The 13450-nt window shown below is 72.0% G+C and carries 10 protein-coding genes and 3 pseudogenes; 9 read left to right on the top strand and 4 right to left on the bottom strand.

Features of this window, described 5'->3' with window-relative positions:
* Positions 1-131: 131 nt before the first annotated feature.
* Entirely contained in the window at positions 132-1865 is a 1734-nt protein-coding gene (locus tag AC2XR2_RS09220; RefSeq protein WP_491514770.1) for a hypothetical protein, read from the bottom strand.
* 262 nt (positions 1866-2127) lie between these two features.
* Here AC2XR2_RS09220 and AC2XR2_RS09215 point away from each other — a divergent pair, with 262 nt between their 5' ends.
* Together AC2XR2_RS09215 and AC2XR2_RS09210 are read left to right on the top strand one after the other, a co-directional pair.
* Positions 2128-3729 (top strand): MFS transporter, encoded by a 1602-nt coding sequence (locus AC2XR2_RS09215; RefSeq protein WP_449350039.1) that lies wholly within the window; start codon positions 2128-2130, stop codon positions 3727-3729.
* A 137-nt stretch (positions 3730-3866) separates the two neighbouring features.
* Positions 3867-5039, top strand: coding sequence for an acyl-CoA dehydrogenase family protein (locus AC2XR2_RS09210; RefSeq protein WP_491514769.1), 1173 nt, complete (start codon positions 3867-3869; stop codon positions 5037-5039).
* A gap of 35 nt (positions 5040-5074) precedes the next feature.
* Here the strand turns inward: AC2XR2_RS09210 and AC2XR2_RS09205 are convergent, their stop codons facing one another.
* The gene (locus AC2XR2_RS09205) at positions 5075-5515 is read right to left on the bottom strand and encodes a cell division protein SepF (protein ID WP_020139399.1); all 441 of its coding nucleotides are present in this window, start codon (positions 5513-5515) and stop codon (positions 5075-5077) included.
* 268 nt (positions 5516-5783) lie between these two features.
* A complete protein-coding gene (locus AC2XR2_RS09200) occupies positions 5784-5909 on the bottom strand; it encodes a hypothetical protein (protein ID WP_491514768.1) in 126 nt (41 codons plus the stop codon).
* A gap of 382 nt (positions 5910-6291) precedes the next feature.
* On the opposite strand from AC2XR2_RS09200, the pseudogene AC2XR2_RS09195 reads away from it, so the two are divergent.
* The 7 genes and pseudogenes from AC2XR2_RS09195 to AC2XR2_RS09165 all read left to right on the top strand — a co-directional run.
* A pseudogene (locus AC2XR2_RS09195) lies at positions 6292-6657 on the top strand (ABC transporter permease subunit); the annotation flags it as partial.
* Between the two features lie 62 nt (positions 6658-6719).
* Complete coding sequence (locus AC2XR2_RS09190; protein ID WP_491514767.1) at positions 6720-8498, top strand: FAD/NAD(P)-binding protein; 1779 nt, start codon at positions 6720-6722, stop codon at positions 8496-8498.
* Positions 8499-8585: 87 nt separating this feature from the next.
* Positions 8586-8735 (top strand): annotated as a pseudogene (locus AC2XR2_RS09185) (ectoine/hydroxyectoine ABC transporter ATP-binding protein EhuA); the annotation flags it as partial.
* Between the two features lie 5 nt (positions 8736-8740).
* Entirely contained in the window at positions 8741-9832 is a 1092-nt protein-coding gene (locus AC2XR2_RS09180) for an LLM class flavin-dependent oxidoreductase (RefSeq protein WP_491514766.1), read from the top strand.
* Positions 9829-11121 (top strand): NtaA/DmoA family FMN-dependent monooxygenase, encoded by a 1293-nt coding sequence (locus AC2XR2_RS09175; protein ID WP_491514765.1) that lies wholly within the window; start codon positions 9829-9831, stop codon positions 11119-11121. Before AC2XR2_RS09180 ends, AC2XR2_RS09175 begins: the two co-directional genes overlap by 4 nt.
* 26 nt (positions 11122-11147) lie before the next feature.
* Positions 11148-11340: pseudogene (locus AC2XR2_RS09170) on the top strand (DUF1684 domain-containing protein); the annotation flags it as partial.
* A gap of 230 nt (positions 11341-11570) precedes the next feature.
* Positions 11571-12473, top strand: a complete 903-nt coding sequence (locus tag AC2XR2_RS09165) for a S1 family peptidase (RefSeq protein ID WP_381299368.1) — start codon at positions 11571-11573, stop codon at positions 12471-12473.
* Between the two features lie 68 nt (positions 12474-12541).
* Here the strand turns inward: AC2XR2_RS09165 and AC2XR2_RS09160 are convergent, their stop codons facing one another.
* Positions 12542-13426 carry an alpha/beta fold hydrolase gene (locus AC2XR2_RS09160; protein WP_491514764.1) on the bottom strand — a complete coding sequence of 295 codons (885 nt, stop codon included), beginning with the start codon at positions 13424-13426 and terminating at the stop codon, positions 12542-12544.
* Between the last annotated feature and the right edge of the window lie 24 nt (positions 13427-13450).

Raw genomic sequence — 13450 nt, 5'->3', positions numbered from 1 at the left:
TCCGCAAAGGCGGGTGGCTGCGTCCTTCAATTCCTTTGATCATTCCGGGTTCCGGTTTTATGGCCCTTATGAATTCGTTCACCGAATCATGGGACGGAATTGTCCGGGCGCTCATGGACGCGGCAGGGCGATCATGGTGGACCGGTGCCGTTCAGCCAGAACGCGCCGTACAGGGCGGACGCGGTGGCGATCGCGGCCACGACCGCTGCTGACCTGCGGGTCCTCGCGCGGGCGAGGGCCAGGGCGAGGGGGAGCAGCAGGGGGAAGGCGGGCATCAGCAGGCGCGGTTTCGAGCCGAAGTAGCTCGACGCGCACAGGGCGAGCGCGGTGACGACCCCGGCGTACACCAGCAGGGGCAGCGGCTGCGCCTGCCGGACGCAGGTGACGTACAGCCAGACGATCAGCCCGACCCCGACGATCAGCCCCGCTCCGGCGAGGGCCGACGGGAACGACGTGAACTTGTCGCCGACGAAACGGGCGAAGGCGTACCCCCCGTCGAACCCGTTCCGCCAGCCGGCCTGGACGTCGAGATACCCGAGCGGACCCTTGCCGGTGCGATGCCCCACCCAGAGGACGTAGCCGGCGGCACCGAGGGGCGCCAGCGCCATGCCGAGGAGACGACGGAGGGGGAGGGCGGGGGGCGGGGGGCCGGTGGCGGGGATGGGGTGGCGGGTGACACCGGGGGTGCGCTCAGGGCTGACGCCGGAGGTGCGCCCAGGGCTGGTGCCGGGGGCGTGGCCAGGGCTGGTGTCGGGGGTGCGCTCAGGGCTGGCGCCTGGGGCGTGGCCAGGGCCGGTGCCGGGGGCGGGCGGGGGATCGGTGCCCGGGGTGGGCTCGGGGTCGGCGCCGGGGGCGCGGGTCGGGGTGAGCGCGCCGTTCGCGTCCGGGGCGCGCCCGGTCGTGGACGCCGTCCCGGTCGCGGGGGCGTGTTCGGCGGCGCGAGCGCCGCCTGTCTCCGCCGCGCTTCGGGTTCGCACGAAAGAGCCGGGGGCGGGGGTTCCCGTTCCGCCTGCGGCCTGGTGGTCTCCGTGCAGGCGCGGTTCGTGTGCGGTCGAGCGGCTGCCGGGCGGGTGCGGCTCACCTGCGGCGCCGACGGCCCCCGACGCGCCGCGGTCCAGCCGGCCGGCGCTGTCCTCGTCCGCGCCCCGGTCCCGCTCGCTCGTGCCGGTGTCATCCCCGCCCCGGCCCCCTTCGCCGGTGCCGGTCTCGGTCTCGTCGCCGGTCTGTCGGTTCCGTCGGGACCGTAGGGAAGCGGCGGCGCCCGTCGCCCACACCGCTGCCACCACCGCGAGGCCCACCGGGCGGGTCAGGCCCGCAAGGGAGGCCAGGAGGCCCGCCGTCAGCCAGCGGTCGGTCAGGATCGCGTACAGGGACCAGGCCGCCAGGGCCGTGAACAGCGACTCGCTGTACGCCATCGACTGGACGATCCCGACCGGCAGCACGGCCCACAGCAGCACCGCGCACACGCCGACGCGGCTGCCGTACACGTGGTCCGTCACCGCGAAGATCCCCCACGCCGCCGCCAGGGAGGCGAGCAGGGAGACCGCGAAGCCCGCGTCGGCGTAGGACAGCGGGGTCAGCGCGGACAGCGCCCGCTCCAGCCAGGGCAGGAGCGGGAAGAAGGCGAGGTTCGAGTGCACGTCGCCGTTCGGGAGGCGCACCTCGTAGCCGTAACCCTGTTCCGCGACCCGCGTGTACCAGAGGGCGTCCCAGCGGGCCGTCAGCAAGGTGTACGCGCTCTTGTCGCGCGCCGCGCTCCACAGGGCCAGCGTGAGGAGGCCCAGGGCGCGCACGGCCGCGTAGCCGAGCAGCGCCGGAGCGGCCCGGCGCAGGGCCGGTTCGGTACGCGTTCCAAGATCGGTCACGGGTCCGATTATCGACCGCGCGCCGAACCGCCCCGCCCGCCGGGTCGTGGGAAGAGGCAAGCGGAGTGGTGTACGCCACACGAGTTCTGTCCCAAGTCTGAGAGGTCCACCACTGGGCGTACGCGCGAACTCGCGTACGCTGACGTGTCACCCGCCGTTCGCTGCGCGGGCCGGAGACCACCGCTCCTCTCCGGCCGAGATCATGGGGAGTCCCCACCCCATGTGCCCGCCGAACGCGAGGGAACATCTGGGAGGTACGTACATGTCCGGGACGACCACGGCCGCCGCACTGCTGCGCCGTCGGGCGGCCGGGGCCGGTGCAAACCGCTGGGTCGTCCTCGTCGTCCTCTGCGTCAGCCTGCTCCTGGTCGCCCTCGACGCGACGGTGCTGCACGTGGCGGTGCCCGCCGTCACCGAGGACCTCAAGCCCGGCGCGATAGAACTGCTCTGGATCGTCGACGTCTATCCGCTCGTCTGCGCCTCGCTGCTGATCCTCTTCGGCACGCTCGGCGACCGCGTGGGCCGCAGACGCGTACTCCTTCTCGGCTACGCCCTCTTCGGCGTCGCCTCCGCAGCGGCCGCCCTCGCGGACAGTGCCCAGGTGCTGATCCTGGCGCGGGCCCTGCTCGGCGTCGGCGGCGCGATGATCATGCCCGCGACCCTCTCGATCCTCCGCCAGGTCTTCCCCGACCGGCGCGAGCGCGCGCTCGCGATCGGTATCTGGAGTGCCGTCGCCGCCGTCGGCGCGGCGGTCGGACCGCTGCTCGGCGGCTTCCTCCTCGAGCACTTCTGGTGGGGCTCGGTCTTCCTCGTCAACATCCCCCTGATGCTGGTCAGTCTGCCGGTGGGCCGGCTGCTGCTGCCCGAGTCGAAGGGCAGCGGGGACGGCCCCTGGGACGTGGTCGGCGCCCTGATGGCCGCCGCCGGACTCTTCGCCCTCGTGCTCGGCGTGAAACGGCTCGGCGGCGGCGAGTTCGACGCCTTCACCGCGATCCCGCTGATCGTGGGCGCGGTGCTGCTGGTCCTGTTCGTACGACGCCAGCGGCGGCTCACGCATCCCCTGGTCGACCTGCGGATGTTCGCGCGCCCGGCGTTCAGCACCTCGGTCGGCTGCATCGTGCTGGCCATGCTCGCCCTGGTCGGCCTCGAACTGATCGCGGCGCAGTATCTCCAGCTGGTCCTCGACCTCTCCCCGCTGGAGACAGGTCTACGACTGCTGCCGCTGACCATCGCCGCGATGGCGGCCGGACTCGCCGGGGCGCGGCTGCTGCGGCGGTTCGGTCCGCGCCGGATGGTCAGCGCCGGGTTCTGCCTCACCGCCGTCGCCGTGCTGCTGCTGACCGCGATGGGGGACGCCGACAACACCGGGCTGCTGCTGTTCGGGTTCGTCCTGCTCGGGTTCGGCCTGGAGACCACGCTCTTCGGGGCGTACGAGTCGATGCTCAGCGAGGCACCGCCGGAGCAGGCGGGCGGGGCCGCGGCGATCGGTGAGACCTCGTACCAACTGGGCGCGGGCATCGGGATCGCCCTGCTCGGCAGCGTGATGAACGCGGCCTACGCACCCGGCCTCTCGGGCGTGCCCGGGGTCCCCGAGCCGGCGTCGAAGTCGGCCGGGCACTCCCTCGGCGAGGCCTACGAGGTCGCCGGACGCCTCGGCGGATCCGCGGGGGTGGCCCTGCGCCGCGCCGCCCGCGACTCCTTCGTGCACGGACTGCACGTGACCTTGCTGGTCAGCGCGGGGTTGTTGGTGCTGGGCGCGGTGATGGCACTGCGGCTGCCGCGGACCATGCAGTGCGGTGAGGCCCCGGCGGCCGTGGAGCTCCCGGCGCCCAGGGAAGTCACGGAGTCCCGCGTCTCGGCCTGACGGTGTCTGTGGCCGGGCGTCTGGCTGTGCGGGTGCCCGCGTTGTAACGTCGGCCCCGAAGGCTAAATTAGCGCTGCTAGTTTCGCCCGCTGGTTTTCGCCTTGGTTTCGAGTCGCTCGCCCGCCGGAGGATGTGCCATGCCCCCGTTCGACCCCGCCGACCCCCTCGGCATCGACGACCTGCTGGAGCCGGAGGACCTGGCGATCCGCGCGACCGTGCGGACCTGGGCCGCCGACCGGGTCCTGCCCCATGTCGCCGACTGGTACGAGAAGGGCGAGCTGCCGGAGATCAGGGAACTGGCCCGCGAGCTCGGGGAGATCGGCGCACTCGGGATGTCACTCAGCGGCTACGGCTGTGCCGGCGCCTCCGCCGTGCAGTACGGGCTCGCCTGTCTGGAGCTGGAGGCCGCCGACTCCGGCATCCGCTCCCTCGTCTCCGTGCAGGGCTCCCTGGCCATGTACGCCATCCACCGCTTCGGCAGCGAGGAGCAGAAGCAGACCTGGCTGCCCCGCATGGCCGCCGGCGAGGTCATCGGCTGCTTCGGGCTGACCGAGCCCGACCACGGTTCCGACCCCGGCTCCATGCGGACGTACGCCAAGAAGGACGGCACGGACTGGGTCCTGAACGGGCGCAAGATGTGGATCACCAACGGGTCGGTCGCCGGGGTCGCCGTGGTGTGGGCGCAGACCGACGACGGGATCCGCGGGTTCGCGGTGCCGACCGACACGCCGGGTTTCTCGGCGCCGGAGATCAAGCACAAGTGGTCGCTGCGGGCCAGCGTCACGAGCGAGCTGGTCCTGGACGACGTACGGCTGCCCGCCGACGCGGTGCTGCCGGAGGTCGTCGGGCTCAAGGGGCCGCTGAGCTGTCTCTCGCACGCCCGGTACGGGATCGTGTGGGGGGCGATGGGCGCGGCGCGGTCCTGTTTCGAGACCGCCGTCGACTACGCGAAGACGCGCGAGCAGTTCGGGCGGCCGATCGGGGGCTTCCAGCTCACCCAGGCCAAACTCGCCGACATGGCGGTCGAACTGCACAAGGGGATCCTGCTCGCCCACCATCTGGGGCGCCGCATGGACGCCGGCCGCCTGCGTCCCGAGCAGGTCAGCTTCGGCAAGCTCAACAACGTCCGCGAGGCCATCGAGATCTGCCGTACGGCACGGACGATCCTCGGTGCCAACGGGATCTCCCTCGAATACCCCGTGATGCGGCACGCGACGAACCTCGAGTCGGTGCTGACGTACGAGGGCACCGTCGAGATGCACCAGCTGGTGCTGGGCAAGGCGCTCACCGGACTGGACGCCTTCCGGTAGAGCCCGCGGGGGCAGGGCCGGCGAGCGGCCCTGCCTCAGCTCTGGTTGAAGAAGCCGTCCGTGCGGTGCTGTGCCGGGTCGCCGTTCACGATCTCCGTGTTGGCGGGGGTCAGCAGGAACACCCGGGTGGACACGCGCTCGATGGAACCGCGCAGTCCGAAGATCAGCCCGGCCGCGAAGTCGACGACGCGCTTGGCGTCACCGGCCTCCATCGCGGTGAGGTTCATGATGACGGGGACGCCGTCGCGGAACATCTCGCCGATGGCCCGGGCGTCTCTGAAGCTGTCGGGGGTCACCGTGCCGATCCGGCGGCCCTTCTCCTCGGCGACGTCCGAGGCCACCTTGACCCGTGGGTCGGTGACCCAGGCATCCCCGGGCTCGGTCCCTTCGGAGTAGCCGTCGTCGTCGTAGTAACGCTCGTCATCGTTGTCGTCAACGAGGCCCAGCCAGGCACTCGCCTTGCGCACCGATCCCATGGACGCCTCCTCTCACAGCGGTCTCTCTTGCTTCTGTATCCCTATGGTCATCCATGATGCGGATCGCGCGCCAAGTGGATAGCCGCCGCGCGGGGGGTTTGTGACGGTACTGGTGCACAGGGAATACGTCGAGAGCCCGGGTGCCCCAAGGGTCGTTTCCCATACGGCTGCTGACTGTGAGTGAAATATGATTCTTCGGGGCGTATGGGTGAGGAGTGGGGCATACGGGTGAGCCGGAAGGGCCTCCGAGACGCCGTCTGAGGCGTCGTCAGTTCCTCTGCTCGGGCGGGGAGATCCCGGATTCGGTGATCGCGGACCCGGTCGGCAGCGTGCCCGTGGTGATGAGGGCGAACGGGATGATGAGCCGATTGCGGGCATGCGGGGGTGTGCGCATGGTGGGGCGGTCTCCTGTGCACGGGAAAGAGCGCTGGGTGAGGGGAGGGCGCGCGTGTGAAGGCGAGAAAGGAGGAGAACGCGAAAGGCGCCCCGTGGAACCGGGGCGCGCAGTGGGTCAGCTCAACAGGAAGAGGACCACACGCGACCGAGGTCGATGTGGGAGCGCTTGACCAGCCACTGCTGTGGATGCATGACGTAAGTGGAACAGGCATCCGGTTTTGCGTCAACCGACTTGAGACGTACGGCTCACAGTGTGGACGGCCTTGACAGCAAGGGGAAACGGCCCCGTAGTCTCGAACGGCGGCCCTGCTGAGGGGCTCGGCCGCACCCGTGTGAAGGCACCCGTCCGAGTTCGAGACTCGAAGCCACGGAGCCCTCGCATGTCCTCCGACACCCTCGCCAAAGCCCCCGCCCCGCCCGGCATACCGGAGCAGGCTGATTCCCTGCGGATCGTCCCGCGCCGCCGTCTCGGCCAGTGGACCGCCGCCGTCGCCGTGCTCGGCCTCGCCGTCAGCTCCGTCCTGCGCAACGCCGCGTTCCAGTGGGACGTCGTCGCGGACCACCTCACCACCGACGCGGTGCTGCGCGGACTGTGGCTCACGCTCTGGCTGACCGCGGGAGTCATGGTGCTCGGCTTCGTGCTGGGCGCCCTGCTCGCGGCCGCCGGACTGTCCGCCGACCCCGTCCTCAGAAGCGTCAGCCGGGGATACATCCGGCTGTTCCGGTCGATCCCGATCCTGGTGCGCACCTCCATCGTCAGCGACATCGCCGTGCAGCAGCACCACGCCCGCGGTTCGGAGCGCACCCGATGAGGCGCTCCCTGGTGATCGTCGGTGCCGGGCCGCGGGGGACCGGTCTGATCGAGCGCCTCGCCGCCAACGCACCCGAGCTGTACGACGGCCAGGGCCTGGACATCCACCTGGTGGACCCGCATCCGCCCGGCGCCGGACGCATCTGGCGCGCGGCCCAGTCCCCGCTGCTGTGGATGAACTCGCACGCCGAGGACGTCACCATGTTCACCGACGAGACCGTGGACGTGGCAGGCCCGGTGAACCCCGGCCCCACCCTGCACGAATGGGCCGGCATCGACGGCCGCACCTTCGCCGACCGGCAGCTCCAGGGCGCCTATCTGCGCTGGGTGCACGAGCGGGCGGTGGCCGCCCTCCCGGACGGCGTCACCGTCCACCACCACCCGCTGCGCGCCCTGCGAGTGAGCGGATCGCGCGAGGGCCGCCAGCAGGTCTGGCTGGAGGGCCGGCCGCGCCCGCTCCTCGCCGACCTGGTCGTCCTGGCCCTCGGCCACCTCGACGCCGAACTCGACCCGGAACAGAGCGACCTGGCCGCGTACGCCCGCACCCACGGCCTGGTCCACCTGCCGCCCGACTTCACCGCCGACAGCGACCTGTCCGCGCTCGCGCCCGGCGAACCCGTCCTGGTCCGCGGCTTCGGCCTCGCCTTCGTCGACCTGATGGTGCTGCTCACCGAGGGCCGGGGCGGGCGCTACGACGGGGACACCTACGTCCCCTCGGGGCGGGAACCGGTGCTCCACGTCGGATCGCGGCGCGGGGTGCCGTACCACTCGAAGATCGGCTACGACTGGACCGGCGAGCGGCCGCCGCTGCCCCGCTTCCTGGGGCCGGCCCAGATCGACGAACTGCTCGCCCGGACCAGCGGGTTCGCCCGCGGCGACGCCGCTGTCGGACTCAGTCGGGCGGACGTGTGGCCGCTGGTGGAGAAGGAGCTCGGATTCGCCCACTACCACCGGCTGTTCACCGTGCACCCGGAGCGGACCACGATGTCCTGGGCCGACTTCGAGGAGAAGTACGCGGTGGCCGGTCCGGCCGAGCGCGGGGTGCTGGTCGCCTCCGCCGTGCCGGATCCCCGCGACCGGCTCGACCTCGCCCAGCTCGACCGGCCGCTCACGGGAATGCGGTTCGGGTCGCACGAGGAGCTCCAGGAGGGGCTGCGGGAGTACGTCGAGGCGGATCTGAACCGACGCCATGATTCCGCGTACAGCCCGGACCTGGCGGTCTTCCTCGGACTGCTCTCCGTCTACGGACAGTTGGTGAAACTCGGGGACACCGGCGGCTGGTGGCACGGGTTCTTCAGCTATCTCGCCTCCGGGCCGCCCGGGCCCCGGCTGCGGCAGCTGCTCGCGCTGTCCCGGGCCGGGGTGGTCAGGTTCGTCGGCGCGGACATGGAGGTCCGCGCCGAGGACGGGGTGTTCCGGGCGTCCAGTCCCACGGTGCCGGGAGCCTTTGTCGAGGCCCGGGCGCTGGTCGAGGCGCGGCTGCCCGAGCCGACGGTCCGGCGGGCCCTCGATCCACTGCTGCGCGAACTGCACGCCGAGGGGGTCGCCGAGACCCCGGACGGGCTGCTGCGGGTGGACCGCAGCGACGGACGGCTCCTCGACCGGGCCGGCCGGCCGCACCCACGGCGCTTCGCGCTCGGACCGCACACCGACGGCCGTACCCCGGGCGCCTTCACCAGGCCGCGCACCGGTGGCCCGGCCTTCCGCCAGAACGACGCGACGGCCCGCGCCGCGCTGCTGTTCCTCGCCGAACTCGCCGGCCGTGCGGCCGCCTAAGTCATCAGGAAAGCAGGGGAGTCCAGCGATGAGCGTCATGGCCGACATCAGGTCCGTCCACAGGGGCTTCGGCGTCGGCGTGGACGGGGCCCCCGGGCGTTGGCGCTGGAACCCCGGCTGCTGCTGTGCGACGAACCCGCCTCCGCGGTCGATCCCGAACTCGTCGGTGAAGTCCTCGACGTCATCAAGGACCTGGCCGACCAGGGCACCACGATGACCGTCGTCCTCTCGAAGGTGCTGTGATGCTGCATCTCTCCGTCGCCGTGGACCAGCCGTCCGCCTACGACGCGGCCTCCTACGTGACCCTCGCCCGGCTCGCCGAACGCGGCGGGCTCGACTTCGTGACGCTGGACGACAGCTTCGCCCGCCCCGGCCCCGACGCGCTCGCCGTGCTGTCCCGGGTGGCGCCCGCCACCACCCGGATCGGCCTGGTGCCCACCGTCACCACCACCCACACCGAGCCCTTCCACGTCCAGGCCGCCGTCGCCACCCTCGACTGGGTCAGCCGGGGCCGGGCCGGCTGGCGGCTCGACGTCTCGACCACCGAGGGCGAGGCCCGCCTCTTCGGCCGCCGGCACTCCTCCACGCTCGAACAACCTCGCGCGGGGGGACCCCCATCAGCGGCCGACGCCCTGTGGCAGGAGGCCGGTGAAGTGGCCGACGTGGCCGCGAAGTTGTGGGACAGCTGGGAGGACGACGCCGAGATCCGGGACGTGCCGACCGGCCGCTTCATCGACCGGGACAAGCTGCACCACGTCGACTTCCGGAGCACGTCCTTCTCGGTCAAGGGCCCCTCGATCGTGCCCCGCCCCCCGCAGGGCCACCCGGTCCGTGTGGTCGACGCCACCGACGGCCAAGCCCGGCGAACGGCGGCGCGGTACGCCGACGTGGCCCTGGTGCGGGCCGTCAGCGCCGGGCAGGCGGCCGCCGTACGCGAGGAACTGCGGTCCCAGGCAGCTGGGTTCGGCCGTGACCCCGATGCGCTGCGGGTCCTCGCGAGCCTGCTCGTCGATCTCTGCGCCGGTGAGCACGCGGCGGAGCCGGGGCACGGCGGGGGCGGTCCCCGGCCGAGTCCGCAGGGGCCGCTGTACCGGGGCGGTCCCGTCGACCTCGCGGAGTTGATCGCCACCTGGCACGGCGAGGGCATCGTCGACGGCTTCCACGTCACGCCCGCAGAACCGCTCCGCGACCTGGAGCGGCTGGTCAACGGCACGGTGGCGCTGCTCCAGCACCGCGGACTGTTCCGCACCTTCTACCCGGGCAGCACGCTCAGGGAGCACCTGGGCCTCTCCCGGCCCGCCAACCAGTACGCCGTGACCAAGGGAACCTCATGAGCCGTAGGCAGATGCATCTGGCGGCCCACTTCCCGGGCGTCAACAACACCACCGTGTGGGCCGATCCGGAGTCGAAATCCCAGATCGAGTTCTCGTCCTTCGAGCATCTGGCCCGTACCGCCGAGCGCGGTCTGTTCGACTTCTTCTTCCTCGCCGAGGGGCTTCGGCTGCGCGAACACAAGGGTCGTATCCACGACTTGGACGTGGTCGGCCGACCCGAGTCGATCACCGTCCTCAACGCCCTGGCCGCCGTCACCGAACGGCTCGGGCTGGCCGCCACCGTCAACGCGACCTTCAACGAGCCGTACGAAATCGCCCGCAGATTCGCCACCCTGGACCATCTCAGCGGCGGCCGGGCCGCCTGGAACGTGGTGACCTCCTCCGACGCCTTCACCGGAGAGAACTTCCGGCGCGGCGGCTACCTCGACCGGGCCGACCGCTATACCCGGGCCGCCGAATTCCTCGATGCCGCACGGGAGTTGTGGGACTCCTGGACACCGGACGGGATCCCGCGGCCGTTCGCGCACCGAGGGCGGCACTTCGACATCGCGGGCGAGTTCACCCTGCCGCGCCCGCCGCAGGGCCACCCGGTCGTGATCCAGGCCGGGGACTCCGACGAGGGACGGCAGTTCGCCGCCTCCGCGGCCGACGTGGTCTTCTCCCGGCAGAGCTCGCTGGAGGACGGCCGCGCCTTCTACGCCGATGTGAAGCGCCGGCTCGCCAAGTACGGCCGCGCACCGGGGGACTTGAAGATCATGCCCGGGGTCGGCGTCGTCCTCGGCGACACCGCGGCCGAGGCCAAGGAACGGGCCGCCGAGATCCGCCGGCAGCAGACCTCCCCGCAGACCGCGCTCCTCACCCTGGAGCAGATCTGGGGCGTCGACCTGTCCTCCTACGACCCGGACGGCCCGCTGCCCGACATCGACCCGGTGGTCGACCCGGCGCTCACCCAGGGGCGGACCCGGCGCGGTGACACGGTCGCGATCGCCGAGAAGTGGCGGGCCCTGTCCCGGGAGAAGGGGCTGTCGATCCGGCAGACCGTGATCGAGGCGGGCGGCCGGCAGTTCTTCATCGGCACCCCGGAGGCCGTCGCCACCGAACTCGAGCGGTTCGTGCGGCACGAGGCCGCCGACGGCTTCATCCTCGTACCCCATCTCACCCCGGGCGGGCTCGACGAGTTCGTGGACCGGGTGGTCCCGCTGCTCCAGGAGCGCGGCGCGTTCCGCACGGAGTACCGCGGCAGCACCCTGCGCTCGCATCTCGGGCTCCCCGAGCCCGTACGGAACTGACGCCGAGGCCGCCGTACAGGGCGACGGTTTTCGGCGATGCCGTGAGCGCGGACGGAGGCCACCGGTTCCGCTTCCGGTACCCCGGCCGCGCGGGACGCCGTCGGCTGTACGGCGATCGACTTCGACCGCTCGCCGCTGCCGCCGTGCGCCGTTGCCGACCACTTCATCTGCCCGTTCCCGCCGCCGGGGAACACCCCGGGCGTTCGCCGTCGCGGAGGGAGAGGCGGACGTAATCCGGAGGCATCCGGTTCCCTCCGGATCGCAAAGGTGGTTCAAAGGTTCACGGCCGAAAGGCGCCCTTGCGGCGACCGGTCGTTCGGCCGAATACTCCCCCTCAGCGCTTGTCAGGGGCACGGCGTGTCCGCAATCCGGACGGACGTGCCTCCGACTGCGCCTCACGGGCCCCGACCCCACGCGGGCCCCCGAATTCCCCTGGGAGGGAACGAAACGTGAGGATCAAGCGCACCACCCCCCGCAGTGGCATCACGAGACGCACCCGGCTGATCGCCGGTACCACCGGCCTCGTGGCCGCGGCCGCCATCGCGGTCCCCAGCGCGAACGCGACCGCTGCGACCCCGTTCAGCACCGCCGAACTCAAGAGCGCCAGCAGCTCGGTGCTCAAGGCCGACATCCCGGGCACCGCCTGGGCCGTCACCGGCAACCGTGTCGTCGTCACCGTCGACAGCACGGTCTCGCAGGCCGAGATCGCCAAGATCAAGGAGCAGGCCGGCAGCAACGCCGACGCGCTCACGATCAAGCGGACCCCGGGCAAGTTCAACAAGCTGATCTCCGGCGGCGACGCCATCTATGCGAGTAGCTGGCGCTGCTCCCTCGGCTTCAACGTCCGCAGCGGCAGCACCTACTACTTCCTGACCGCCGGTCACTGCACCGACGGCGCGGGCACCTGGTGGTCCAACTCCGGGCACACCTCGACCCTCGGCTCGACGGCCGGGTCCAGCTTCCCGACCAACGACTACGGCCTCGTCAAGTACTCGACGAGCTACCCCGTGTCGTCGATCTCCGGCACCGTCGGCAGCGTCGACATCACCCGGGCCGCCACCCCGACCGTGGGCACCACGGTCACCCGTCGCGGCTCCACCACCGGCATCCACAGCGGACGGGTCACCGCGCTCAACGCGACCGTCAACTACGGCGGCGGTGACGTCGTCTACGGCATGATCCAGACCACGGTCTGCGCCGAGCCCGGCGACTCCGGCGGCCCGCTGTACGGCACCAACGGCACCGCCTACGGCCTGACCTCCGGCGGCAGCGGCAACTGCTCCTCCGGCGGCACGACCTTCTTCCAGCCGGTCACCGAGGCACTGAGCGCGTACGGCGTCAGCGTCTTCTAGGGTTCAGCGGTGCGCGAGTCCCCGTACGCGTCTGGCGTACGGGGACTTGTCGTCGGTGTCCGGGGTGGTCAGGGGGCGGCCGGTTCCGTGGTGGGGTGCAGCCAGTCCAGTACGGCGGGCAGCGCCTCCAGGGCGCCGAAGTGGCCGGCGTCCTGCTCCAGGACGGGGCGGGCGCGCGGGACCTGGTGCGCGAGCCACTTGAAGTGGCCGACCGGGGAGAGGGTGTCCCGGGCGCCGTGCCACAGCAGGACGGGCCGGGTGACGGTCGCCGGGTCGAAGCCCCAGTTGCTGAGCAGCGCCAGGTCGTCGTCGAGCCAGCCGTCCGACGAACCGCGCAGCGCCTCGCGGTAGGCGCGCAGCAGCGGCTCGCCGACCGCCGGGGTGGACAGGATCCGCCGGTCGGAGTCGGTGAGCCCGTCGCGCAGCGAGACGAGCAGCTGGGCGGGGTCGCGGCGGACGTCGGCGGCACGGGCGGCGAGCCGTCCGGCGTAGGCGAGCGGGTCGGTGAGCGCCAGGGTGAACTCCTCGACGCGGGAGTCGGCCATGCCGTCGAACCAGCTCAGGTCCCGTGCGTCCGGGGGCGCCGGTGAGGCCAGGGCCGCCGCCCGCCGCACCCGGGAGGGCAGCAGCGCGGCGCAGGCCAGCGCGTGCGGGGCACCGCCGAAGAGGCCGAGCACCGAGAAGCGGTCGAGCCCGCGCGCGTCGGCCACGTCCCGCACGTCCCGGGCGGCGTCGGCCACGCGGCGGCCCGGCTGCCGGTCCGAGTCGCCGTAGCCGGGACGGTCGTAGGAGATGAACCGGGTGCCCGGGTGCGCGGTCACCACGTCCTCGGGTACGACCCCGAAGCGGCAGCCCGGGGTGCCGTGCAGCAGGATCACCGCGGGGCCGTCCGGGTCGCCGTGCTCCTCGACGGTCAGTCTGCGGCCGTCCTGTGTCCGTATGCCGTGGGCCACCTGCGTCCTCCGTCTCCCCTTTGT

The organism is Streptomyces sp. LS-MS-L19 (assembly GCF_058382285.1).
The sequence above is the reverse complement of the archived record's forward strand: the minus strand, read 5'-3'. Positions and strand labels throughout refer to the sequence as shown.